Below are 24,558 nucleotides of genomic sequence, written 5' to 3' on the forward strand. Positions count from 1 at the left end.
GATCAATCCCATTTCCCCCACACCTCACGGCTTGACCGGCAACGCACCATCGGTGCTGCTTTGCCATGCGCCAACTGTGAGAGGAAGAGCATGAGTTGAGATCGCACATACGGAGATCGGCCCGTGCCGGGATCGCGGGCCTCGCGGCCACGGCGGTCCTCACCGGGCTGATCCAGACCGGCGCGGCGCACGCCGCGCCCGACGACCCGTCAGCCGCCGCCGGGTCGAAGTCGGCCGGGAGCGAGCCGGGTTCGGGGCGCGTCGCCGACCCCGACAAGCGCCTCGGCAAGGACTGGGACACCTCGAAGGACCGGGCCGTCACCGCCGCCGCCGACTCCGACGGGCTGCGCATCCTCGCCGCCGCGTCACAGGACGCGTACGCGTGGAAGACCGCCGCGGTCCTCAACGAGCCCGGTATGCCCGCCGATTCGTGGATCGGCAACCAGTGCGTCATGGACGACTCCCACGTCGCCGCCGTGTACGCGCCCCGCGCGTTCACGAACAAGCCCGACCTGATGCAGGGCGGCGCGTTCACCGCGATCGTGAACACGAAGACGGGGGCGGTGACGAAGCTGCCGTTCACCGGCACGCTCGCCTACTTCGACCCCACCTGTAACACCGCCACGCACACCGCAGCCTTCACCCAGTACCGCGACATGAACGACGCGTCGCAGGTGAAGACCCAGGTGATCACGGTGGACACGGCGGGCAAGACCGTCGCGACCACGGGCGAGCTGCGCGGCCAGGTGTCGTCGGCGGCCCCGGTGAAGGACGGTGTGGTCGCGGGTCTGGGCCGCGGTCTCGTCCACATCGACGGCAAGGGCAAGGTCCGCAAGGTCGCCGATGCCGACAGCGTGCCCTTCGACGTCCGTCCCCTGGCGGGCGACCGCGTCGGCTTCGTGGACCGCAAGGGCACGAAGACGGCGCAGGCGAAGGTGTACGACGGGAGCGGCAAGCGGGGCGGGAGCGGCAGGACCCGCACCATCGCCACCGGGCGCCTCGGCGAGCTCGGCCTGGAATCCGGCGCGCAGGGCCGCGCCTTCCTCACCGGTGAGGCCAAGGACGTGCAGGTGCGGGGCAGCGGGGTCACCCGGGTCGACGCCCCGGCCGACACCGACCTCTCCTCGCACGGCCGCCTCGCCGTCGAGCCCGTCCTCACGCCCGGCGTCCGCGCAGGACTGACCCGCATCAAGGGCGCGGGCAAGGGCTTCGACAAGGCGAACGAGCCCGAGGCGGGCGTGCGTTCACGGTCCGGGCAGGCCCCGGGGACGGCGGACGACGCCACCACGATCACGGTGACGTCGACCGCCACGACGACGGGCGAGGAGGTCGAGCAGCGGGTCGCCTCGGCGCCCCCGCGCACCATCGGCGGCCTCTCCCCCGCGCTGACCGGCGACAGCAAGCCGCGCACGCTGACCCGCGCGTCCGCCGTGACGTCGGCGTCCGCCGTGCAGCCCGCGTCCGCCGTGAAGTCCGCGTCCGCCACCCCCGCGGCGGCTGCCGACGCGCCCGTCTCGCACGACCCCGTCGACACCGACCGCTGGTGCTCCGTCTCCCGCAACGACATGGGCGCGCAGGCGCTCCAGCCGACGCCGAACCAGGTGGAGTGGGCCGTCGACCTGGCCGTACGCGGCGAGCTGCGGTCCAAGTGGATCCGCCAGGGCGACTACCGGGGCCAGGCGGGGCTCGGCACGATCGATCCGCAGGGCCTGTTCCCGCTGCCGAAGCTGAACGGGGGCGGCCGGATCCCGGCCAGCGTCCTGCTCGGCATCCTGGCGCAGGAGTCCAACCTGTGGCAGGCCGAGTCCGGCGCGATCCCCGGCCAGATGGGCAATCCGCTGGCCGCCGTGGACGGTTACTACGGCCACAAGGCGAAGGACACGCTGCTCGGCTACTGGCGCATCAACTGGGACAAGTCCGACTGCGGTTACGGCGTCGGGCAGGTCACCGACGGCATGCGTCTGAAGGGGCACGAGAAGAAGGGCGAGACCAGCCTCGACCCGAAGCTCCAGAAGATCATCGCGGTCGACTACGCGACCAACATCGCCGCCTCCATGCAGATCCTCGCCGACAAGTGGAACGAGGTGCACAAGGACGGCCAGAAGATCACGGTCAACAACGACGACCCGTCCCGCATGGAGAACTGGTTCACCGCCGCCTGGAACTACAACCTGGGCTTCAACCCCAGGTCGGAGTCCGGCAAGAACGGCGGCAACTGGGGCCTCGGCTGGTACAACAACCCGGCCAACCCCATGTACAAGAAGGGTGCCTGGGACCACCCGTTCATGGACGTCAGCCTCAACGCGAACAACATCCGCGACGCGGCGCACCCGCAGGACTGGCCGTACGAGGAGAAGGTGATGGGCTGGTCCGCCTGGTCCATCGACACCGGTTTCTCCTACGGCACGGACGGGCGGCAGGACTGGAAGGGCGACTCCGGGTTCAACACCGCCGGTTTCCGTCCCGCATGGTGGGCGAGCATCGCCGACCGCTCCCGGGTCAGCCCGCCGCTCGACACCTTCTGCAACAAGAAGAACAACTGCGACCCTGCCAACCCGGTCGACTGCCCCGACGAGGCCTGCTACCGGCAGTTCTGGTGGACGCAGGAGAACGCGACGTGGAAGCCCGACTGCGACCAGACGTGCGGGCACGAGAGCATCAAGTACGTCACCCTGCGCGCCGAACCGGGCCGCGGCTACCGGCTGAAGAACGGTGACCCGGTGTGCGGCGGCGCCCCCGCGGGCTCCGACGTCGTCGCCTCGGTCCCCAACGGCACGCCCACGTGGTCGAGTTGTGGGAAGGCGTCCTCGACCGGATCGTTCCGGTTCACCTTCCATCCCGACTGGGACAAGCACTACGAGGCGAAGGCCGACCTGCATTCGATCGGCGGCGGCCACGGCGGCCACTTCTGGTACACCCACACCCGCAACGAGGACCACCTCGGCGGCGCCGGCAACCGCATGACCATCGACGGCGAGTGGACGGCGGGCAAGAAGTACGACCTGGCGGCCGTGTACGCGTACGTCCCCGACACCGGGGCCCAGACCCGGCACGCGAAGTACGTCGTCGAGGGCGCGTCCGGCGGTCCCTACGAGCGGTTCGTCGACCAGAACGCGAACAACGGCAAGTGGGTGCCGCTCGGCGCCTACAAGTTCACCGGCACACCGAAGGTGAAGTTGAGCAACTACACGAAGACGGGCACCGCCGACCGGGACCTCGCCTGGAACTCGGTGGCGTTCAAGCCGATCAAGGGCAAGTTCGTCCACCGCTCCCTGACCGCCGCGGCGATCTTCGACCCGAACCAGGAGCTGAACTCCAACTGGCCGGTGTCCTCGGAGATCAACTCGCCCGTGCAGTCGATGAAGGCGCTCTACGACTGGGGCCTCGGCCTCGCCGACCACGGTCCGCTGTGGAACAACCCGGAGGGCGCCGACGCCGTCGGCATGTCCTCCAAGGCGCGCTGTCCCTCGGCCAAGGCCGTCGGCGAGTGCACAGGACAGAAGACGTACGACGCGGCCGCCAGGTGGGCCAAGGACATCAGGGCGGGCGGCTGGAAGCCGCGCGCCGACGGGTCGGCGCCCGCGATGTCCATCCCGAAGTGGATGGCCATGTCCAACGCGCGCCCCGACCCGAAGACGCCCGCCTCCAAGGCGTACGCGGACCCGAACAGCTACAAGATCAAGTCCGATGTGAACGTGACGTTCGTGGTCGGTGAGGACGGGAAGATCGTCGAGGGCAGCGTGGGCTCGGACCACCGCGCCCGGGTCGGCAACGCCCACCTCCCCACCTTCGTCACGGACATCATGCAGACGATCGAGGCGGACTACGGGATCCCCGCGCCGGACATCGACTACACCACGCAGGACGCCCTGGAGTACGGCAACGTCCACACGTCCCACCCCTACAAGGACGGGGACACACCTGGTCAGGCGTACTTCCCGCACTTCCGCGGCGCGCGCCTCGACGACTCCAAGCAGTGCGTGGACTTCCGCGCGGTCGGCGGCGGCGTGCACGGCTACCGCGCGATGATCGGCCACAAGTCCGTGAACGACAACGTCAAGAAGTGGGTGGACCAGGTCAACGCGGACCTGGAGACCAACCACACGGTGCGGCGGTTCGCCGGTGACGTCTACTCGATGTTCTTCAAGAACACCGGGTCCTGGAACAACAACATGTTCGGCTCGATGATCGGCAACGCGCCGCCCATCTGGCAGGACATCGCCGCGGCCTTCTGCGCGGACGGCTCGATCAAGCCCACCCACCTGCAGAAGAACAAGGACGCCAAGCCGTCCGACGGCATCGTCTTCCAGTCCTACATGCCCGACCTCTACCTGTACGTCGACGACAAGCTGACCGACAACCTGGGCCGTCCGACGGACCGCAGGATCAGCGGCGGCGACTGGCGGAACTTCTCCAACTTCCCCGCCACCGCGCCGAACGGCAACGCCTTCGCCTCCTGCTCCGCCTACCACCGGGGCAGCGGCGGCAATCCGTGGGGCGTGGACGCTCCCGTTCCGTTCCTCGGGGACGGGCCGGGGAACCGTCCCGGCAGTGTGGTGCACTGTGACGAGCCCGCGAACAAGTTCACGGAGAACCTCACCCGGTAATCCGCAGCAGGGAGGGGGACCGGCCGACACCGGCCGGTCCCCCTCCCTCACGCACGTCAGGGAGAAACGCCTCATGGGCTTTCTGTACATGGCCCTCTTCGCCGCGCTCCTCTACCTGGTGCCCGTGGCCCTGCTCTGCAAGAAGGTCGCGAACAGGACAACGGCGAAGATGGGCTGGACCATGGCTTTCCTGTTGATCGCCTTTCCCGTCATCCTGCTGGTCATCGGCGGGGTGATCGACGCCAACGGGGCCGCGTCGTAAAAACGGAGGGATCACCGCATGCGCATTCCTGGACCCGAGCCGAGGCCGGACGGTGGTGCGGGCGCCATCGCCGCCGCCGGGGGCCTGCACACCTACCAGCTCCGGCTGCACCGGGAGTACGGGCCCGTCGTGGAGTTCCAGCTGCCCGGCGTGGAGCGGGCGGTGTCGGTCGCCGATCCCGTGCTCCTCGAAGCCACCGCGCACATCGACAAGCGGCCCGCGGAGCTCTTCGCGTTCCTCTCCCCGCTGTGCGAGGCCGAGAACCTCCAGGTGCTCGGGGCCCAGGAGCACGGCCCCTGGCGGCGCATCCTGCTCTCGGTGCTCGCGGGCCGCCCGTCCCACGAGCGGCACCTGCCGCAGTTCACCGCGCTCGCCACGGAGTTCGCGGACCGTCTCGCGGCGACGGCGGACGGCACGCCCGTCGCGCTCCAGAAGGAACTCACCGAGCTGTCGCTGCGGATGATCGCCGCGTACGCGCTGGGCGGCGCCGAGGGCCTCACGGACCCCGACCGGGCCGTCGCCGCGTTCGAGGTGGTGCTCACCGAGCACCTGGGGCGGCTCTACCAGGTCCCCGACGACACCGAGGACGCGGCGGCGGCCGCGGCGCGGGCCGAGCGCGTCGACGACGCCCTGGGCGAGTTGCGCGCCATCGTCGACCGCCTGATCGCGGCCCACCGCTCCCACGGGCGCACGGACCGCAGCGACCTCATCGGCGCGCTCGTCGCCGCGGGCCAGCAGCCCGCGCGGATCCGCGACACCGTCATGCTGACGCTGCTCGCCGCCCACCACACCACGGGCGTGGCCGTCTCCTGGACCCTGCACCTGCTGGGCCGCCACCCCGAGGCGGCGCGGCGCGTCGCCGACGAGCTCGACCGGGTGCTCGGCGACCGTGCCGCGCCCGACTACGCCGACCTGCGCCGGCTCACCTATCTGGACATGGTCGTCAAGGAGTCGATGCGGCTCTTCCCGCCGGGTCCGTACGGCGCGCGCGAGGCGACCGAGCCCCTCACCCTCGGCGGGTACGAGATACCGGCGGGCGCCACGATCTTCTATCCGTTCTGGGCCGTCCACATGAACCCCCGGTACTGGCCCGAGCCCGAGGCGTTCCGGCCCGAGCGGTTCACGCCGCAGGAGGCGGCGGGGCGGCCCAGGCTCGCCTACATCCCCTTCGGCGTCGGCCCGCGCAGCTGCGAGGGCGCCCAACTCTCCATGATCGAGGCAGAGTTGGTCCTGGCCGTGCTGCTCAAGCGCTTCCGGTTCCGGCCCGCGCCCGGCCACGAGGTGACGCCGATCGAGCGGTTCGTGCTGTGGGCGGCCGACGACATCCGCATGACGGTCAGCCCGCGCGACGCCGGGTAGCGGCCCCTCAGCCCCGGACGCGCACCCCGTACCGCGTCCGCATGCGGTGCAGCTCCCACAGCGCCACCGCCGTCACGGACAGCGGCCCGCCGAGCACCGCGCAGAGCTGCGCGGCCGGTGGGCCGTGCGGCAGTCCGCCGTCCAACGCGATGCTGCATACGGTCAGTTCCCAGACGAGTACGACGGTGAGCGCGGCCGGGAGCGCGGCGTGCACGTTGGCCGTGTTGAACGCGTACCTGGCCGCGTAGGCGGAGGAGAAGAGCATGAACGGCAGCAGCCAGATCAGGCCGATGAGCAGCGCGAGCGCCACGAGGCCGTTCAGGAGCGTGCCGTAGTTCTGCTTGAGCAGCAGCGCGGCGCCGATCATGACGCCCACGGTGCCCGCGAAGATGCCGACGTACCAGCCGACGGCCTTGAGCGGGGCGCGCAGCCGGGACCGCAGCACCGGGCGCTGGGCGGCGGGTGCCAGGCCGATGAAGGCGAGGACGGCGAGCGGTCCGGTGATCATCAGGAGGATCGGCGCGAGGAGCAGCTTCACCACACCGTCGTTGGCGACGCCGCTCCAGCCGTCGTCCGCCCCGTAGGCGTAGATCAGACCGAAGCTGGCGGCGGCGCCGACGATCGCGCGCCACAGCTGCACCCGCGAGACGATCCGGTCCTCCACGCGGCCGCCGCCGGGCTGGTTGAAGATCGACTCGGCGTGGCGGCGGGAGGAGCGGATCACCGGGATCAGCGGGGAGACGAAGAGCCCCGCGCAGCCCAGGCGGCGGCGCCTGACGGCCGGTTGGGGCCTCGGCGGGTACGGCTGGGGGTAGGGGTGGGGCGGCGGGGGCCCGTAGGGGTACTGGCCGTTCGGCGGCGGGGGGCCGTACGGATTCGGCTGCTGAGGCACCCCGTACGGATTCGTGCCGTTTCCCTGTCCCGGGGCGTTGCTCGGGCCCCAGCCCCCCTGTGCCATCGAGTCCCCTCGTCATCGTTCCGGCGCCGTCGAGCGCGGGAATCATACTCGGAGGGGACAACCGCGACGGGGCTCAAAAGGTTGCCTCCGGTGGCGACTTCGTGAAAGTCAGACAGATGCCGGAATCACGAAGCGGACGTCCGTGGAGCGTTCCGACACCTCCCACAGGCGGCGGGCCGTCGCCGGGTCCTTCGCGGGCGCGCCGAGCTCCACGCGCGCGGGCGCGCCGCGCAGTTCGCCCCTGCCGTCCGGGCCGATGAGGTGCCCGCCGTCGGCCTCGGGGGCGGTCGCCGCGTACAGCTGGGGCAGGGCGCCGTCGGCGGGTGACTGGGCGAGGGGTTTCAGGAGGCGGCCGAAGAGGAGGGAGACCAGCTTGGTCGGGCCGTTCGTCTGGAGGTTGGTGGCGGTGTAGCCGGGGTGGGCGAGGACGCTGCGCACGGGGCTGCCCGCGGCGGTCAGACGGCGGTGGAGTTCCCGGCCGAAGACGGCGTTGGCCAGCTTGGACTGGTCGTAGAAGCCCATGGGCGAGTAGCGGCGCGCGCCGGTGAGGTCGTCGAAGTGGATGCTCGCCTTGCGGTGGTTGACCGAGGTCACCGTGACCACGCGCGGGTCGCGGCCGCGGCTCAGCAGGTCGAGGAGGAGGCCGGTGAGCGCGAAGTGGCCGAGGTGGTTGCCGGCGAACTGCAGCTCGTGGCCCTGCGGGCTCAGCGTGCGGGGCGGGGCCATCACGCCCGCGTTGTTGATGAGTACGTCGATGCTCCGGCGCTCCGCGTGCAGCCGGTCGGCGAAGGCCCTGACCGAGTCGAGGTCGGCGAGGTCGAGCCCGCGCACGTCGAGCCGGGCCTCCGCTCCCGGGTGCGCGGCGGCGATGTCCTTCACCGCCCGGTGCCCCTTGTCCTGGTCGCGCACGGCGAGGATCACCTGCCCGCCGTGGGCCGCGAGGGCCCGGGCGGTGGCGAGCCCGAGGCCGCTGTTGGCCCCCGTCACCACGGACAGGCGCCCGGTCTGGTCCGGGATGTGTTCGGCGGTCCAGCGCTGCTTCTGCGTCATGCGGCACAGGCTGCCCCCGATGGCACTTAGTGTCAAGAAGTTACCGAGTGCCATGCGAGGCAGTGCGAGACGGCAGGGCGTTACGATGGTCCCGTGACCTCCACCTCCCGCCCCCAGAGCAGCCTGGCCCAGCGCAAGCGCCAGCTCGTCGCCGACGAACTGACCGAGGCGGCGCTGCAGTTGCTGGCGTCCAAGGGCTTCGACGCGGTCACCGTCGACGAGATCGTGACCAGCGCCGGGGTCTCCAAGCGGACCTTCTTCCGGTACTTCGCGTCCAAGGAGGACGTGGTCGTCCAGTTCCTCGGCGAGATGGGGACCGGCATCCACGCGGAGCTGACGGGCAGGCCCCTGGACGAGCGCCCTTCCGTGGCGCTCCAGCACGCCATCTGGGTCTCCATGGACGCCTGCGGACAGCAGTCGGAGCGGGCGCTGCCCGTGGTCCAGCTCATCCTGCGGACGCCCGCGCTGCTCGCCCGGTTCCTGGAGCGCCAGGCGCAGTGGCGCGAGGACCTGGCCGCCGAGCTCGCCCGGCGACTTGAGCTGGACGCCGACACCGACCTCTATCCCCGGATGGCGGCGGGGATGGCGCTCACCGCCTTCGACTCCGTCCTCCGGCACTGGAGCGCGAGCGACGGCGCGCAGGACCCGGCGGACCTGATGGACCGGGCCTTCGCGGTCATCGCTCCCGCGCTCGACGCGGTGCGGTCCGCACGCTGAACGACAGCGACGGGGCGGAGGGGGCCACGCCCGCCTGACCGAGCCGATGGGGCTCGTTCCGCACGTACCGCTGCCCCTCCCCCCACCTCCGCCCGTGGCCACGCCTAGGCTTCGGGCCGACCACGATCAAGGCCGGGCCCCTGGCCGAGGGCCGGGGAGGGGAACCATGGACCAGCGGGGGAACACCCGGCTCGACGAGGGCACGGGGCCGACGGAGCCGAGACCCACCTCGCCCCTCCGCATCCCCGCCTTCCGCAGGTTCGTGCTCGCCAACCTCATCTCCGCCACCGGCTCCGCCATGGCGCCGCTCGCCCTCGCCTATGCCGTGATCGAGGCAGGCGGTGGGGCCGGGGCGCTCGGCGTGGTGCTTGCCGCCAATACCGTGCCCACCGTGGTGTTCCTGCTGGTCGGCGGGGTGCTTGCCGACCGGGTCTCGCGGAGCAGGCTGCTGTTCGGCGGGAACCTGCTCGCCGCGGTGGCGCAGGGCGGGCTCGCCGTCGTGGTGGCCGGCGGGCGGGCGACGCCCGCCTCGATCGCCGCGTGCGGATTCGTCTCCGGCATCGCGGTGGCCTTCACCACGCCCGCCGCCCAGGGCGTGGTCACCCAGCTCGTCGCGCCGGGCCAACTCCAGCAGGCCAACGCCCTAATGCGGCTGCCGACCAACGCGGTCAAGGTCGTCGGCCCGGTGACCGGCGGGCTGATCGTCGCGTTCGGCGGACCCGCCTGGGCACTCGGGCTCGACGCGGGGACCTTCGCCGTCGCCGCGCTGCTCCTGCTCGGGCTCCGGCTCGACGCCCCGGTCGTCGCGAGCAGCGCCCTCGCCGATCTGCGCGCGGGGTGGCGGGGCTTCTGGTCGCGGACCTGGCTGTGGACGTACACGGCGGCAGGGACCGTACTCGTCGCCGCGTTCCTCGCGGGCTATCAGCTGCTCGGCCCTGTGACCGCGCAGGAGGAGTACGACGGGGCCCGCACCTGGGGATTCGTACAGGGCGCCTTCTCCTTCGGGCTCTTCGCCGGGACCGTGGTGTGCCTGCGCTGGAAGCCGCACCGGCTGCTCGGCGTCGCGGTCGCCGCCGCCGGTGGCCTCGCCTTGCCACTGGCCGCGCTCGCGCTCACCCTGCCGCTGCCCTGGCTGCTGCTCGCCACCGCGCTCGCGGGCGTCTGTCTGGACGTCGCGGGCGTCACCTGGGTCACCGCGCTCCAACAGCACGTGCCGAGCGCCGAGTTGGGGCGGATGAGCTCCTTCAACCAGGTCGGGGAGCGGCTCGCGATCCCGCTCAGCTATCTCGTCGTCGCGCTCGCCGCGGGCGCCTGGGACGGGCGGGCGATGCTCCTGGTGTGCGCGGGGATCGTGGTCGCCGCCACCGTGCTCAACCTCTGCGTACGCGACATCCACCGCGTCAACAGACTTTCCGTGCCCAGTAGTTGATGCCGCGACGTTATCGCCGAATGGCATCGGTCCAACCCGGCCCGCGCTCCCGATACTCGTCCCGAACGGAGACCTACCCCGCAGGTCTCCATCCCGGAAGGGACACACCCCCATGAACAGAACCAGAACCGGCGTCCTCGCGGCCCTCGGCACGGCGGCGCTCGTCGCCACCCTGACCGCCCCCGCGGCGTTCGCGGCCCCGGCCCCCACCGCCGAGAAGGCAGCGCCGACGTTCCGCACCTCGACGTACGCCCCTTCGGCGTCCTCGGCCGAGGACCAGGCGGCCAACCAGCGGTTCTTCGAGGCCGTCATGAAGTCGGCCCTGAAGAAGCAGGCCGCCAAGCCCGGCATCCAGGCCGTCACCGTCACCTACAACACCGGCCGGGCGCCCAGCTTCCGCAGCCAGATAGCCCAGAGCACGCAGATCTGGAACTCCTCCGTCAGCAACGTGAAGCTCCAGGAGACCACGTCGGGCGGCGACTTCCAGTACCGCGAGGGCAATGACTCCCGCGGCTCGTACGCCTCCACCGACGGGCGCGGCCACGGCTACATCTTCCTGGACTACCGGCAGAACCAGCAGTACAACTCCACCCGCGTGACGGCCCACGAGACGGGCCACGTGCTCGGCCTGCCCGACCACTACTCGGGCCCGTGCAGCGAACTGATGTCGGGCGGCGGCCCCGGCACGTCCTGCACCAACGCCTACCCCAACGCCCAGGAGCGGCAGCGGGTCAACAGCATCTGGGCCCGCGGCATCGCCGTGCTCAAGGACGAGGGCGCGCTGACCAAGGTCCGCTGACCCGGCGGCCCCAAGTCCGGCTGCCCGAGCCGCTGTTACGTACGGCAAACAGGTTCACAACAGGTTCCTGACCAACCCGGCCGCGCGCGGAGCCCTCTCCTCCGGCATGGGGACACACTCTCGTGCTCAGAGGACGAAGGCGCCGCGACGCGGCCGGCGCCGCCTCGTCGACTACCCGCGCTCCGGCCGCTCCGGAGTGCGGCGCTGGCTGCCCTCCTGGCGCCAGTGGCTCGGCTCCTTCGCCTTCCTCCTCACCGCCGTCGGCACGCTCTTCGTCTGCGTGTACGCCAGCGTGGACATCCCCGACGAGAACGCGGCGGCCCGCCGCGAGGCCAACGTCTACTACTGGGCCGACGGCACCCAGATGGTCAGCACCGGCGAGGTCGACCGGCAGAACGTGGAGCTCGACCAGATCGCGCCGTCCGCCGTGCACGCGGTGATCGCCGCCGAGAACGCGTCGTTCTACCGGGACTCCGGCGTCTCCCCCAAGGGCCTGCTCCGCGCGGGCGTGAACATGGTCCGCGGCCAGGAGACCCAGGGCGGCTCCACCATCACCCAGCAGTACGTGAAGAACACCTACCTCTCGCAGGACCAGACGGTCACGCGGAAGGTCAAGGAGTTCGTCATCGCGCTGAAGGTGGACCGCAAGAAGAGCAAGGACGAGATCCTCGAGGGCTACCTCAACACCAGCTGGTTCGGGCGCGGCGCCAACGGCATCGAGGCGGCCGCCCACGCCTACTACGGCATCCCCGCGCGGAAGCTGAACCCCAGCCAGGGCGCGTTCCTCGCCGCGATGCTCAAGGGCGCCGAGCTGTACGACCCCTCCGGCGGGCCCGGCAACCGCGAGCGGGCGCGCGGGCGGTGGGCCTGGATCCTCGACCGGCAGGTCGACGTGGGCCTGATGACCAAGAAGGAACGCGCCAAGTACCGCACCTTCCCCGAGCCGCGCAAACAGTCGCGCTCCAGGAGCCTCGGCGGCCAGACCGGCTACCTCGTCGACGTCGCCAACAGGTACCTGCGCCAGCACATCGGACTCACCGACAAGGACCTCTCGGCGGGCGGCTACCGGATCCACACCACCTTCGAGCGGACCAAGGTGCACCGCCTGGAGCGCGCCGTGCGCCAGGTCATCGGCAAGGACATCGACGCCGAGAAGCGCGCGGCCGACAAGGGCGTGCAGGTCGGCGCCGCGTCCGTGCGCCCCTCCGACGGCGCGCTGCTCGCGCTGTACGGCGGGCCCGACGCCACCACGCACTTCTCCAACAACGCCGACACCTCGGGCGTCCCCGCGGGCTCCGCGTTCAAGCCGTTCGTGCTCGCGGCCGCCCTCCAGCACGGGGTGACCCAGCGCCGGCCGACCATCGCCGACGTGGGCTTCCACGCGGCACGCGGCGTACGCACGCCGATCACCGCCGACAGCGCCTACGCCCCCGACGGCAGCCTGAGCATCATGGCGGGCGCCCCCGACCCCGACCACCCCACGCTCGGCACGGCCCTGACGCGAGGCGGCAACGCCACCTACGTGCGCCTGGGCAAGGAGGTCGGCAGGGAGAAGGTCCGCGACACCGCCGTCGAGGCGGGCCTGCTCCGGCAGAGCATGGCCCGCCTGGAGCCGACCTTCTCCATCGGCACGTCGACGCCCAGCGCGATCCGCATGGCCACCGCGTACGGCACCTTCGCCAACAAGGGCGTGCGCCACGACCCGTACTCGGTGACCAAGGTCGTCAAGAACGGCGCCGAACTGGAGGGACTCGACAAGCCCGTGTCGCGCCGCGCCCTCGACCCGCAGGTGGCCCACGAGGTGACCCGCGCGCTGCGGTCCGGCGGCAAGCACGCGGGCGTGGACGTCGCGGCGGGCCGCACCGGCGACCAGGACCGGCTCAGGTCGGCCTGGTTCGCGGGCTACACCGAGGACATGTCGACGGCCGTGACCATGTTCCGCGTCCGCACTGGCGAGCCCCAGCTGCTGCCCATGTCGGGCGTGGGCGGCGCCGAGTCCGGGCGCGGCAACGTGTTCCCGCCCCGGATCTGGAAGGCGTACGCCAGGCCCTGAGGCGGCGGACGGCGGCGACGCGTTGACCTTGCCCCTGGGGCAGGCCCCATCGTCCCTGTCACCGGGCCACCGGGCCCGGTGACGGAGGATGATCCCGTGCACCACGAACCGGACGAAGAGCTGCTCCCCATCGGTGCCTTCGCCGCCCGCGCGCGGCTCTCACCGAAGGCGCTGCGCCTCTACGACAGGCTCGGGCTCCTGAAGCCCGCGCACGTCGACGCGGCCAGCGGCTACCGCTTCTACCGCGTCGGCCAGATCGAGGCGGCCCGCACGGTCGCCCTGCTGCGCCGCCTCGACATGCCCCTCGCGGGGATCGCGGACGTGGTGCGGCTCGGCGGGACGCGGGCGGCCGAGGAGCTGGACGCGTACTGGGCCGGGGTCGAGGAGCGCTTCGCCGAACAGCGGACGCTCGCGCGCTACCTCCGTGGACGACTTTCGGGAAGGAACACCGAGTTGTACGCGACATTCGAGGTGAAGACCGTGGACGTGCCCGAGCGGCACGTCATCAGCGAGACCCGGCACGTGCGCGCCGAGGAGCTGCCCGCCTGGATCGGCGGCAGCGCCGAGCGCCTGGAGAAGGCCGCCGCGGACGAGTGCGGGGGCATCCCCGATTCGCCCTGCCCGCACTACGTCATCTACCACGCGGAGGTCACCGAGGAGAGCGACGGGCCCGCCGAGTCCTGCGTGCCGGTCGCCGACGCCGAGGCCGCCCGCGCCTGGGCGCAGCGCCAGGGCAGGGGCTCGGAGGTCAAGGTCAGGGTGGAGCCCGCGCACCGGCTCGCCTACACCAGGATCACCAAGGCGCAGGTCTCCTATCCGCAGATCATCGCGGCGTTCGACGCCGTGGAGTCCTGGATCGCCGAACAGGGCCTGACCGTCACGGGACCCTGCCGCGAGGTGTACTTCGTGGACTGGTCGACGACCGGGCCCGACGACGAGGTCTGCGACGTGGCGTTCCCGGTCGCGCGGCGCGATTGACGGCGCCACGGGAGTGACAGCGCGACGCGTGTGACGGGGTGATGCCCCTGGGGCCGGGCGGTTCCGTCCGGCCCCTTTCCCCCCACGACCTCCCCATGCAGCCCAGGCGCCATCGCCCGCCCCCGCACCTATCCTGAGGAAGCATGGAGGGGGATGCGCGGACGAGGGACGGGGGCGTCGACTCTCCTATGGATCACGCGAGTTGGCGCGTGCGCCTTCGCCGGTGGGCCGCGTCGGGCAGCGGTGACGTCCTCGGCGCCGGAGTGCTGTTCGGCACCGACCGCGTACTCACCTGCGCGCACGTGATCCTCGACCCCGAGACCGGGCTGCGCCCCGAGCGCGTCCAGGTCGAGTTCCCCGCGCTCCAGGGCCTGCCCCGCACCCCGCGCCGCACCGCGACCGTGGCGGCCGGGCACTGGGTGCCGCCCTTCGGCAAGGCGCAGGGCGACCTCGCGGTGCTCGTCCTGGACGAGGCGGCGCCCGTACCCTCGCCCGTCACCCTGCACCGCACCCTCGACTACCGGGGGGCGCCGGTCCTGATAGACGGCTTCCCCGAGTACCGCTCGGGCGGCCAGTGGCTGACCGGCGCCTGCATGGGGCCCGGCGGCGAGGGCGACGAGCGGGTGCAGATCGACGTCACGGCCCCCGGCGGGCTGCGCGGCGGCTTCAGCGGCGCCGGGGTCCGCGAGGAGGGCACCGACCGGCTGCTCGGCATCGTCGCGCAGGCCGACGAGAGCGGCACGCACGGGTACATGATCCCGGCGGCGACCGTCGCCAAGTACTTCCGCAGGTTCGCCGAGCGGTACGTCACCGGACCGCACGCCGTCCCGGGCCACCGCGTCGTCTCCGCGGAGGCCGCCCGCGCCGCCCGCCCGCACGGCCTGCAACGCACCGTGACGCGCTGGCTGAACGGCGACGCGGACGCCTGGGACACCGAGATCCTCTTCATCGCGGAGAAGGACGAGCGGGCCAGGCAGGCGCTGTACGTCGTCCTGAACATGGCCGACCGGGAGCTGTCCCCCCAACTGGCCGTCACTCCCATGGAGTTGGCGACTCCGGGCGAACCGGCGTCGCCAGGCGGGCCGCCCCCGCCCGCGGGCACCCCGCTGCTCTCCCGTGCGGGCATCTCCCCCCGCGTCGGCAGCATCGGCCTCGTCCTCGACCTGGAGGGCGTCGCGCTCGACGACCCCGGCGTACCCGAACTGCGCGAGGCGCTCGCCGTGCTCCGGCACGAACTGCGGCACGCCCCGCGACGGCACCCCGCCGTCGCCGTGCTCTTCGCCGACCGGTCCGAGACCGAGCCCGCCACCGCCGTACGCATCCTGCGCGAACTGGCCACCTCCGGCGCCCGGTTGCTGCTCGTGGTCCGGGACAGCGCGCACGGCTTCTCGTACGCGGCCGCCGAGCACCTGCTGCCCGTCGACCACGCGCAGCACTGGCTCCAGCGGATCGGCACCCGCGTCGACGCGCTCGCCGACACCGAGCGCCGGGCCAGGCGGCTCTTCCAGCGCGTGGAGCCGCACGTCGTGGACCCGCCGGCCGCCACCAGCCTGGCCGCACGGGCCGCGCTGTGGACGGTGCAGCTCAGCACCGAACTGCGGCCGCCCGCGGGACGGGGCGGGCCGCGCCTCCTGGAGAAGCTCAGCCACGCCGAACAGGCCGTGGACACCTACCTGTTGCGGGCCACGGGCATCGAGTACGAGCTGCGCGGGATGCTCGACGACCACCTGCGGCTGCGCGCGCTGCTCCGCGACCACCAGGCCAGGCTCGCCAGGCGCGGCCTCGCCGAGCACCCCGAAGCGGTCGGCCCCTACCGCGAGGCGCAGCGGCTCCTGATGGCGGGGCCCTGTCCGCTCGCCGACGCCGAGCGCGCGGTGGAGGCGTTCGCCCGGGTGGTGCGGCGGCTCGCGGAGCCGGACGGTGCCGCGTGACCCCCGGCGCGAGCTGCCCGCACCCCGGCTGCGCGGGCACCCTCACGCCCACCGGCTACTGCCTGGCGAGCGGCGAGCGCGTCGACCCGGACACCGGCCTGCACTCGGCGGCGCCCGCGCCACCCGCCGTCGACGCCTCCGACGAGTCGTCCCAGCACTGGATCGTCGACCCCGGCGTCGGCGCCCCCGCCCCGCCGCGCCCCGCCCGCGTCGAACTCCCCCCGGAGAACCCCGACCCCACCGTCCTGCCCACGATCACGCTCCTGGACCGCGCCGACAGCGAGGGCGCGGCCGTCGCGCCCGGTGAACTGCCGCTGCCGCCCGGCACCCTGCTCGCGGGCCAGTACCGCCTGGTGCGGCCGCTCGGCTACGGCGGCCTCGGCGAGGTGTGCCTGGCCCGCGACACCAAGGTCGACGACCGCGCCGTCGCCATCAAGATGCTCCACGCCGAGCTGGCCGCCGACTCGTACAGCCTGCTCAAGGGCGAACGCAAGGAGCTGGTCGAGCTCAACCACGACGGTTTCATCCGGGTGTTCAACTACGGCCACCACACCGGCATCGGGGACTTCCTCGTCCTCCAGTACGTCGACGGGCTCACCCTCGAAGAGGTGCGCGACCGCGCCCGCGAACACCCCGAGGAGTTCGGCCACCAGCGCCTCCTGGAGTTCGCACTCGCCTACGGGGTGCGGATCCTCGCGCCGCTCGCCCATCTGCACGCGCCCGCACGCGGCAAGGTGTACGGCGACCTGAAGCCGTCCAACGTCATGCACGACGGTTCCACCACCAAACTCATCGACGTGGGCAGCGTGCGCCGCGCGGGCGCCCCCGGCCTCACCACCTCCCTCTACCGCGCGCCGAGCGTGGGCGAACGCGGTGAATCCACCCCGCAGGACGACCTGTTCAGCCTCGGCGAGACACTGCGCACCCTGTGCGGGCTCGGCAGGGACCGGCACGACCTGGCCGACCTCGCCGCGCTCGATCCGCTGAACGGCCCCGGCGCCGACCCGCGCGGACTCGGCCCCGTCTCCCTCGCCAGGGCGCTGCGCCGCGCCACCCGCACCGCGCGGGCCGACCGGTACGCGACGGCCGGTGAGATGGCCGACCAACTGCGCGGCGTGTTCCGCGAGTTGCGCTCGCTGCGCACCGGAGCCGAGACCTTCGAGCCGTCGCCGCTGTTCCACCAGTCCGCGTACGCCCTGGACGGCGGCCTCGGCGCCGCCCCCGAGGTCTCGCACTGGGCGGCGGCCCCGCCCTCCGCGCCCCACCGCACCGCCCCCGACCCGCCCGAGGTCGCCAAGGGCCTGCCCGTGCCGCGCCCCGACCCGGACGACGACCACCACGGCGAGCTCAGCAGGCTCAGCGACGACGACCCCGAGGCGCTGCTCCAGCACACCGGCGACTGGCGGGACTCCCCCGAGGTCCATCTCCTGCGCTGCAGGCTGCGGTTGCGGGCCGCGCTGCGCTCGGACGGCGACCTGACGGCCGCGGGGACCGCGCTCGCCCTCGCCGAGGCCGCCATCGGGCCCGCCGACGCGCCGCACGACTGGCGGCTCGACTGGCACCGCGGCCTGCTCGCGCTCGCCCGCTCCCGGGTGACCGAGGCCAGGGACCACTTCGACCGGGTCTACGCCGCGATCCCCGGCGAGTACGCGCCCAAACTGGCCCTCGGCCACTGCGCCGAGCACCTGGGGCGCTGGCACGAGGCGCTGACGTTCCACGAGGCCGTACGGCTGCGCAACCCCTCGCTCGGCAGCGCCGCGTTCGGCGCCGCACGCGCGCGGCTCGCGCTCGGCGGGCCCGACGCCCTCGCCGACGCGATCGCCGCGCTCGACGCGGTGCCCCAGCACTCCCGGCACCGCACGGCGGCCCGCACCGCGGCCGTCCGCGTCCACATCGGCCACGCCCGCGACGCGCAGGGGCTCGGCACGGCACTGCGCCGCCTGGCCGGTCTCTTCTCCGCGCACGGGCTGACCGACGACCAGGCGCGCGTCCGCATGAAGACGGAGGCGTGGGACGCCGCGCACCGGCTGCGCGGCGCGGACGAGCTGCGCGCCCTCGCCTCGACCGCCGACCCACGGCTCGAATTCCCCGGCGACGCGGGCGAGTTGCGCAAGGACCTGTCCCGCTTCTATCTGGCGCTGGCCCATCAGGCGGCCAGGGACGCCCCACCCGCCGACGCCGACGGCGACGCGCCGCTCGCCGAACTCCTCCTGGACCGCGCCTACGCGGTACGCCCCTTCGCACTCCGGCACTCCCGTCACGGCAGGGACACCCCATGGCTTGGCACGAAGATCAGGAACTGGATCAGGGCGAGCACGCCCGCGCCGCGATCGACCTGGAGGTGAGCCAGGTCGTCGAACTGCCGCGCCCGCGCGCCCCGCACACCGAGGAGGCCGCGCGGATGTACGCGGTCGTGACGGTGACGGTCCGCAGACCGGACGCCGCGCGCGCCGCCCCCGCCGCGCGCCTTCCCGCCCCGCGCGATCCCGTCCCGGGCCCCCGGCTCGCCGAGGTCCTGCTCATCGACCACTCGTCCTCGATGGTGATCCCGCCGAGCAGGCTCGCCGCCGCCCGCGCCGCCGCCGTCAGCGCGCTCGCCCGGATCCCGGACGGGGCGTTCTTCGCCCTGGTCGCCGGGGCCGACCGGGCCACCATGATCTACCCGAGGCGCCCCGGGCTCGCCGTCGCGGGCGCCGAATCGCGGGCCGCCGCCGAGGCCGCGCTGCGCGAGTGCACCCCGGGCGGCGGCACCGCGATGGGCACCTGGCTGGAGCGCGCCGCCCGCCTCTTCCGCGAGCTCCCGGCGGCCGCGTCCGCTGCGTCCCCCGCGTACGTACGCCACGCGCTGCTGCTCACCGACGGCAGGAACGAGCCCGGCTACGAGACGGCCGACGAGCTGCGCGGACGCGTCGAGCGGTGCGCGGGCGCCTTCGACTGCGACGTGGTCGGCATCGGGGACGCCTGGGAGACCGACGAACTCCTGCTCATCGCGGGCGCGCTCGGCGGGCGGACCCGCGCCGTCGAGGACCTGACGCGGCTGCCCGACGAGCTGGCGGCGCTCGCGGGGCGGGCCGCCGAGCGCGACGTCACCGGACTGCGGCTGCGCCTGACCCACCGGGCGGGCGCACGCCCGCACCTGTTCGAGCAGGTCCATCCCACCCGGGCCGCGCTCGCGCCCGCCCACGTCGACCTCGCCGGTGTCGGGGCGGGCGCGGGCGGCCCCGTCCACGAGTACGCGCTGGCGCCGTGCGGCACGGAGACCCGCGCCTACCTCATCGGCGTCGGCGCGCCCTACGACCCCGCGCAACTGGGCAAGGAGCTGCTGCTCACCGAGGTCGAGGTCACCGCCGACCGGCCGGACAGGCTCGAACTCCCGCCGCCCGTCCAGGTGTTGATGCGCTGGACCGACGACGCCGACCTGTACAGCCGCCTGGACCCGCAGGTCTCCCACTACCAGCACCTGGAGGAACTGCACGGCACGTTCGAGGAGGCGTGCAGGGCGCTCAAGCGCGACGACAGGAAGGCCGCGGAGGCGCTGCTCGGGACGGCCTGGCGGCTCGCGGACGCGGCCGGCGACACGGCGATGCGGGACCATCTGCGCCGCCTCGTCCGGGTCCGCGACGCCTCGCGCGGCGAGGTCGAACTCCGCGACCACATCGCCAAGTTCGACGTCGAGTCCGCGCGCATCCAGTCGAGCACCACGGTCCTGCCGGGGGCCCGCGGCGCCCGCGCCCGGCGGCCCGGCGGCGCGCGGTGACGGGCCCTCAGGACACCGGCACCGGCTCCCCGCGCACCGGCCCTCCGCGCACCGGCCCCCTGGGCACCACCCGGCTGATCGCCGCCGACGTGCTGCGCAGGCTGCACCGCTACGTGTGGCCCCCGCAGCTCACCCAACAGCCGCGCAACCGCGCCTACTTGCGCGACCGCATGATCGCCCTTCCGCTGCTCACCGTCGTCGCGGCCGCCTCCTTCGGCTGGGCCTACGCCGAGGTCCGCGCGGACTCGGCGGCCCTGCGCGACAGCCTCACGCCCGCCCTCGTCTCCCTCGCCGACGCCGAGATGTCCCTGCGCATCGCCGACCGCGAGGCCGGGCAGAGCCTGGCGGCCGGGGACGCGGTGCGGCTCGGCGGGCTCAGCGACCGGTACCGGACCCGCACCGCGCGCGCCACCCAGAGCCTCAACCAGGTGGCCCGCAGCGGCGCCCTGACCACCGCGGAGCGCCAGGACCTCGACGTCATCTCCGGGCTCGTCGTCGACTACGGCAACTGGATCGCGTTCGCCCAGAGCAACGTCGGCGATCCGGCGCTGCGGGACGCCGGACTCTCGTACGCCCGCAGCATGCTCTGCTCCGCGCCCGCGACGACGGCACCGACGGGCCGGAACCGGCAGCCCGGCGGCTATCCGCCGTGCCCGCACACCACGGGGTCCGACGCGACCGCCGTGGTGGACCGCATCGCGACGCTCGAACGGAGCCTGCGCGGCAGGCTCGCGGACCGCGCGGCGCCCGGCGCCCGGGTGCTCGTGGCCGGGTTCGTCGCCGCGCTCGCCCTCGCGCTGCTCGGGTGCGGCCTGTGGCGCACCCAGCTCTTCCTCCACCACCGCTTCCGGCTGCGGGTCAGCGTCCCGCTCCTGGTGGCGGCCGCGCCGCTGCTCGCCGTGCCGTTCCTGACGACCGACGCGGTGCTCGCCCAGCGCGCGCAGCAGCGCGTCACCGACGTGGCGGACGAGCTGTCGGAGCGGACGTCGCCCCGCATCGAGAGCACCCGCGACGAGCGCCCCTTCGGCCGCCCGCACCCCCTGCTCATCGACTCCCTCGCGAGCCGCGCCCAGCACGAACTCGCCACCGGCCGCCTCCCCGCCCTGGACGGCGCCGCCCCCTGGATCCTCCCCACGGGCCTGCTCACCGCCGCCCTCACCGTCACCACCCTGCACACCTACCGCCGCGAATACACCCTCATCACCCGCTCGGGAGCCACCGCATGAGGCGGACCCGCGCGGAACGCCGCACCCCCCTCACGAGCCACCCCTACCACCAGCCCACCACCGGGCGCCCATCCACCCCGGACAACACCACCCCCCGGACCCTCCCCGCAGACCCCCTCACCACCGCCCCCACAGCCACCACCCTCCACACCCACCGCCGCGAATACACCCTCATCACCCGCTCGGGAGCCACCGCATGAGGCGGCGCGGCCGTTCGGCGCTGCGTGGCCTCCTCGCGGGGTGTCTCCTCGCCGTCACCGCGGTCACCGCCGGGGCCTGTGGCGGGGAGCGGCCCGAGACCCTCGTCGTGCTCGGGCCGTGGACGGGGCCCGAGGGCGAGGCCTTCGAGGCGATGCTGCACCGGCTCGACGACGGCACGGGGCAGCGGTACGCCTACGAGGGGACCCGCTCCCTGCGCGAGACGCTCGTCGCCCAGCTGGAGGCCGACGCCCCGCCGGACGTGGCGATCCTCAACAGCATCGGCGAGCTCACCGAGTACGCCCGCGCCAACCGTCTCCAACCGCTCGACGACGGCGCCGCCGCGGCCGCCGCCCGCGCCTATCCGCCCTGGGCGCCCGCCCTCGACCTCGACGGCGCCCGCCACACCTACTGGGTGCCGCTGAAGGTCGACCTCAAGAGCCTGGTGTGGAGCGACGAGGGCCGCTCCGCCGCGTCCCCGGACTGGTGCGTGGGCCTGGCATCGCAGGCCACCTCCGGCTGGCCCGGCACCGACTGGATCGAGGACATCCTGCTGCACCGCTCGGGCCCCGGCGCCTACGCCCGGTGGGCCACCGGGCGGCTCAGCTGGCGCGACCCCCGGGTCCGCGCGGCCTGGACGACCTGGGCACAGCTGCTGGGCAAGCGCTCCCAGGCGTCCGTCGACCAGTCCCTGACCACGTCGTACGTGGGAACACCCGACCCGGCGAAGCCCGGCGGAGAGCCGCGCGGGCTGCTCGGCTCCCTCTCGCCGCGCTGCACCCACGAGCACCAGAGCGCCTTCATCCGGTACGTCTACGCCGACCGGAAGGTCCGCGTCGACCCGTCGGCGGGCTTCCTGCCGGGACCCACCGCCCACGACGGCGCCTACGAGGTGGCGGGCGACATGGCGGCCGTGTTCAGCGAGGACCCCCGGGCCCGCGAACTCGTCGAGCGCCTGTCGGGCGGCACCGCGCGCTCCCTGTGGCGGGCCGAGGCCGCGCCGGAACTGCGGCCGCTGTTCCCCGCCGCCACCGACCCGCAGCCCACCGACCCGACCGGCCGACGCATCGCGAAGATCCTCACCGAACAGGCCCGCACGCTCTGCTTCGACGCCTCGGACGTGATGCCGCCGGGACTGCGCGACGCCTTCCACCGCGCCGTCCTGCAGTACTTCAAGGACCCGGCGGGCGCCCGCCTCGACACGCTCCTGAAGGAACTCGACACCGTGCGCGAGCAGACCGCGCCCGGTGCCGGACAGGCCGGTCCTCCCGAGTCGGGCGTCTGCGCGCCCCCGGGCGGCTGAGCCCGCCAGGACTCAGCGCAGCCCCTCCGGGCAGGCCGTGCCGCGCGGCAGCTGGTAGGGCGCGCCGAGCCGGTAGGTGCCCGCCTTCGGAGCGATCAGCTCCGTCCACTTGTCGCCCTCGCCGTCCTCCGCGGCCTCCACCAGACAGCCGTTGACGTTCGCGAACTCCTTGGGGTTCGAGTCGTCGTCCGCCCTGCGGCTCTTGGACTCCTCGGTCTCCTTGGGACGCTCCACGCCCTTGCCTCGGGAGTCGACGATGCTCAGCCACGGCGAGTACGGGATGCGGATCAGGACGCGGCCCGGCTTGGTCACCCGGAGCGTCATCTCGCCCTGCTCGGCGCGCTGGACGACGGCGTTCGGCTCGGCGAGCGGCGCCGGGTCGGTGACCTCGTACAGCTGCCAGTTCTCGTCGACCCACACCTGCTTGAGGTAGGGCAGGCCCTTCTCGACGAGCGCCGCCTCGCGCTTGCCGCCGTCGCCGTCGGGCTCGCCCTTGGGCACCACCACGTAGTGCACGGCCCAGCGCTGGAGCCACTCGTGGTAGTTCGCCGAGTTCAGGGTGTCGTCGTAGAAGAGCGGGTTGCGCTCCATGTCCGCCTGGCGGTTCCAGCCGCGCGCGAGGTTCACGTACGGGGCGAGCGCGGACGCCTCGCGGTGGCTGCGGGCCGGGATCACCTCGACGCGGCCCTTCACGGCGCCGACCTCCTGCAACTCGTTCACCAGCGGAGCCAGCTCACGCGTCCACGAGGCGGTGGGCGAGGTGTGCACGATGTCGTCGACGGTCTTGTACCCGAGCCAGCCGGTGAACCCGGCGAGCGCCAGGACGAGCGCGTACCACTTGCGGGACTTCGGTACGACGTAGGGCAGCGCGGCGAGCAGCGCGACGCCCGCGAAGGACATCGCGAGGCGGGTGATGTTGGAGCCGATCTGCGAGCTGATCACCCAGACGCCGAGCACGAACGCCGCGTACACGAGCGCGACGATCCGCACCGTCTTCCACTGCTTGGGCGAGACGTAGTAGACGGCCCCCGCCAGGACCAGCGGCAGCGACGCCGAGCCGAACCCCATCGGCTGCGTGCCGGAGAAGGGGAAGAGCCACGCGGAGAGACCGACGACCGCGGCGGGCGCGAGCCCCAGCGCGTACGCGCCGGGGTAGCGCTTGCTGAGGAACAGCGCGACGGCGACGAACCCCACGAAGAGCCCCGCCACCGGGCTGCCCATCGTCGCGAGCGCCGCGAACGGCGCGGCGACCAGGGCCTTCGCCCACCGCTTGTAGCGCCAGCGGTGCGGCCAGCAGAACACGGCCGCGACCGCGGCCAGCGCGAACATCTGCCCGAGGCCGTAGGTCACGCGGCCCGATATGGCGTTGCACACCAGCGCGAAGACGCCCACGGCGACGGGCCAGAACAGCCCCTTCACCGCACGGCTGCGCATCAGGATCAGCGTGAGCAGCGCGGCGGAGACGGTCCCGGCGATCATCATCGTCGAGCGCACGCCGAGCACCGACATCAGGTACGGCGAGACGAAGCTGTACGACACCGGGTGCATGCCGCCGTACCAGGCAAGGTTGTACGCCGAGTCGGGATGCCGTCCGACGAACTCCGCCCAGGCGTCCTGCGCGGCGAGGTCACCGCCGCTGTTGGCGAACGTGAAGAACCAGACGACGTGCAGCACGCCGGCGACCACCGTCGTGATGGTCACCGGATGGCGCAGGAACCGCTTCGGCCACGCTTCGGCCGGCGAAGGGGAGACGGGGGTGCGGCGCTGCGCGGGCAGCTTTATTCGCGCACCGGTACCGGCCGTCCCGCTGGTGCTGTCCGGCCCGGCGTCGTCGTCGGCGCGCGTCGGCTCCGCTGTTGCCACTGGAGGCTCTCCCCGTGTCGTTCCCGTCCATGGGGTCGAGCCGACGAGGGGTCCGTCCCGGAACACCC

General features: G+C 73.1%; 17 protein-coding genes. 14 read left to right on the forward strand and 3 right to left on the reverse strand.

Features of this window, described 5'->3' with window-relative positions; genetic code table 11:
* Window positions 1-95 precede the first annotated feature (95 nt).
* The 3 genes from KY5_RS17545 (at window position 96) to KY5_RS17555 (ending at window position 6,228) form a co-directional block, all read left to right on the forward strand.
* On the forward strand, window positions 96-4,607 hold the full coding sequence (locus KY5_RS17545) for a hypothetical protein (RefSeq protein WP_098243140.1): 4,512 nt from the start codon (window positions 96-98) through the stop codon (window positions 4,605-4,607).
* A gap of 73 nt (window positions 4,608-4,680) precedes the next feature.
* Complete coding sequence (locus KY5_RS17550) at window positions 4,681-4,869, forward strand: hypothetical protein (protein WP_098243141.1); 189 nt, start codon at window positions 4,681-4,683, stop codon at window positions 4,867-4,869.
* A gap of 18 nt (window positions 4,870-4,887) precedes the next feature.
* Window positions 4,888-6,228 (forward strand): cytochrome P450, encoded by a 1,341-nt coding sequence (locus KY5_RS17555; RefSeq protein ID WP_098243142.1) that lies wholly within the window; start codon window positions 4,888-4,890, stop codon window positions 6,226-6,228.
* A 7-nt stretch (window positions 6,229-6,235) separates the two neighbouring features.
* Here KY5_RS17555 and KY5_RS17560 read toward each other — a convergent pair whose 3' ends face one another.
* Both KY5_RS17560 and KY5_RS17565 read right to left on the reverse strand, forming a co-directional pair.
* A complete protein-coding gene (locus KY5_RS17560; protein ID WP_098243143.1) occupies window positions 6,236-7,186 on the reverse strand; it encodes a hypothetical protein in 951 nt (316 codons plus the stop codon).
* Window positions 7,187-7,294: 108 nt separating this feature from the next.
* On the reverse strand, window positions 7,295-8,236 hold the full coding sequence (locus tag KY5_RS17565) for an oxidoreductase (RefSeq protein WP_098243144.1): 942 nt from the start codon (window positions 8,234-8,236) through the stop codon (window positions 7,295-7,297).
* A gap of 93 nt (window positions 8,237-8,329) precedes the next feature.
* On the opposite strand from KY5_RS17565, the gene KY5_RS17570 reads away from it, so the two are divergent.
* From KY5_RS17570 to KY5_RS17615, 11 genes are all read left to right on the forward strand, one after another.
* Window positions 8,330-8,953 carry a TetR family transcriptional regulator gene (locus tag KY5_RS17570; RefSeq protein WP_098243145.1) on the forward strand — a complete coding sequence of 208 codons (624 nt, stop codon included), beginning with the start codon at window positions 8,330-8,332 and terminating at the stop codon, window positions 8,951-8,953.
* Between the two features lie 166 nt (window positions 8,954-9,119).
* Window positions 9,120-10,382: an MFS transporter gene (locus KY5_RS17575; protein ID WP_098243146.1), complete on the forward strand. Its 1,263-nt coding sequence runs from the start codon at window positions 9,120-9,122 to the stop codon at window positions 10,380-10,382.
* Window positions 10,383-10,494: 112 nt separating this feature from the next.
* Entirely contained in the window at window positions 10,495-11,181 is a 687-nt protein-coding gene (snpA, locus tag KY5_RS17580; RefSeq protein WP_098243147.1) for a snapalysin, read from the forward strand.
* A 106-nt stretch (window positions 11,182-11,287) separates the two neighbouring features.
* Entirely contained in the window at window positions 11,288-13,234 is a 1,947-nt protein-coding gene (locus KY5_RS17585) for a transglycosylase domain-containing protein (protein WP_098243148.1), read from the forward strand.
* A gap of 96 nt (window positions 13,235-13,330) precedes the next feature.
* Window positions 13,331-14,212: a MerR family transcriptional regulator gene (locus KY5_RS17590; protein ID WP_234362767.1), complete on the forward strand. Its 882-nt coding sequence runs from the start codon at window positions 13,331-13,333 to the stop codon at window positions 14,210-14,212.
* 188 nt (window positions 14,213-14,400) lie between these two features.
* Complete coding sequence (locus KY5_RS17595; RefSeq protein WP_159072546.1) at window positions 14,401-16,143, forward strand: S1 family peptidase; 1,743 nt, start codon at window positions 14,401-14,403, stop codon at window positions 16,141-16,143.
* On the forward strand, window positions 16,140-18,488 hold the full coding sequence (locus tag KY5_RS17600) for a serine/threonine protein kinase (protein ID WP_234362768.1): 2,349 nt from the start codon (window positions 16,140-16,142) through the stop codon (window positions 18,486-18,488). Before KY5_RS17595 ends, KY5_RS17600 begins: the two co-directional genes overlap by 4 nt.
* The gene (locus KY5_RS17605) at window positions 18,419-19,900 is read left to right on the forward strand and encodes a VWA domain-containing protein (RefSeq protein WP_098243151.1); all 1,482 of its coding nucleotides are present in this window, start codon (window positions 18,419-18,421) and stop codon (window positions 19,898-19,900) included. The genes KY5_RS17600 and KY5_RS17605 overlap by 70 nt, the downstream gene beginning before the upstream one ends.
* Window positions 19,897-21,126, forward strand: a complete 1,230-nt coding sequence (locus KY5_RS17610) for a hypothetical protein (protein ID WP_234362769.1) — start codon at window positions 19,897-19,899, stop codon at window positions 21,124-21,126. The genes KY5_RS17605 and KY5_RS17610 overlap by 4 nt, the downstream gene beginning before the upstream one ends.
* Complete coding sequence (locus tag KY5_RS41805) at window positions 21,123-21,326, forward strand: hypothetical protein (RefSeq protein WP_159072547.1); 204 nt, start codon at window positions 21,123-21,125, stop codon at window positions 21,324-21,326. Before KY5_RS17610 ends, KY5_RS41805 begins: the two co-directional genes overlap by 4 nt.
* Window positions 21,323-22,627 (forward strand): extracellular solute-binding protein, encoded by a 1,305-nt coding sequence (locus tag KY5_RS17615; protein ID WP_107645699.1) that lies wholly within the window; start codon window positions 21,323-21,325, stop codon window positions 22,625-22,627. The genes KY5_RS41805 and KY5_RS17615 overlap by 4 nt, the downstream gene beginning before the upstream one ends.
* Before the next feature lie 12 nt (window positions 22,628-22,639).
* Here the strand turns inward: KY5_RS17615 and KY5_RS17620 are convergent, their stop codons facing one another.
* Entirely contained in the window at window positions 22,640-24,490 is a 1,851-nt protein-coding gene (locus KY5_RS17620) for an MFS transporter (protein WP_098243152.1), read from the reverse strand.
* Window positions 24,491-24,558: the final 68 nt, after the last annotated feature.

Source organism: Streptomyces formicae, assembly GCF_002556545.1.
In the GTDB taxonomy this organism is placed as follows: domain Bacteria; phylum Actinomycetota; class Actinomycetes; order Streptomycetales; family Streptomycetaceae; genus Streptomyces; species Streptomyces formicae_A.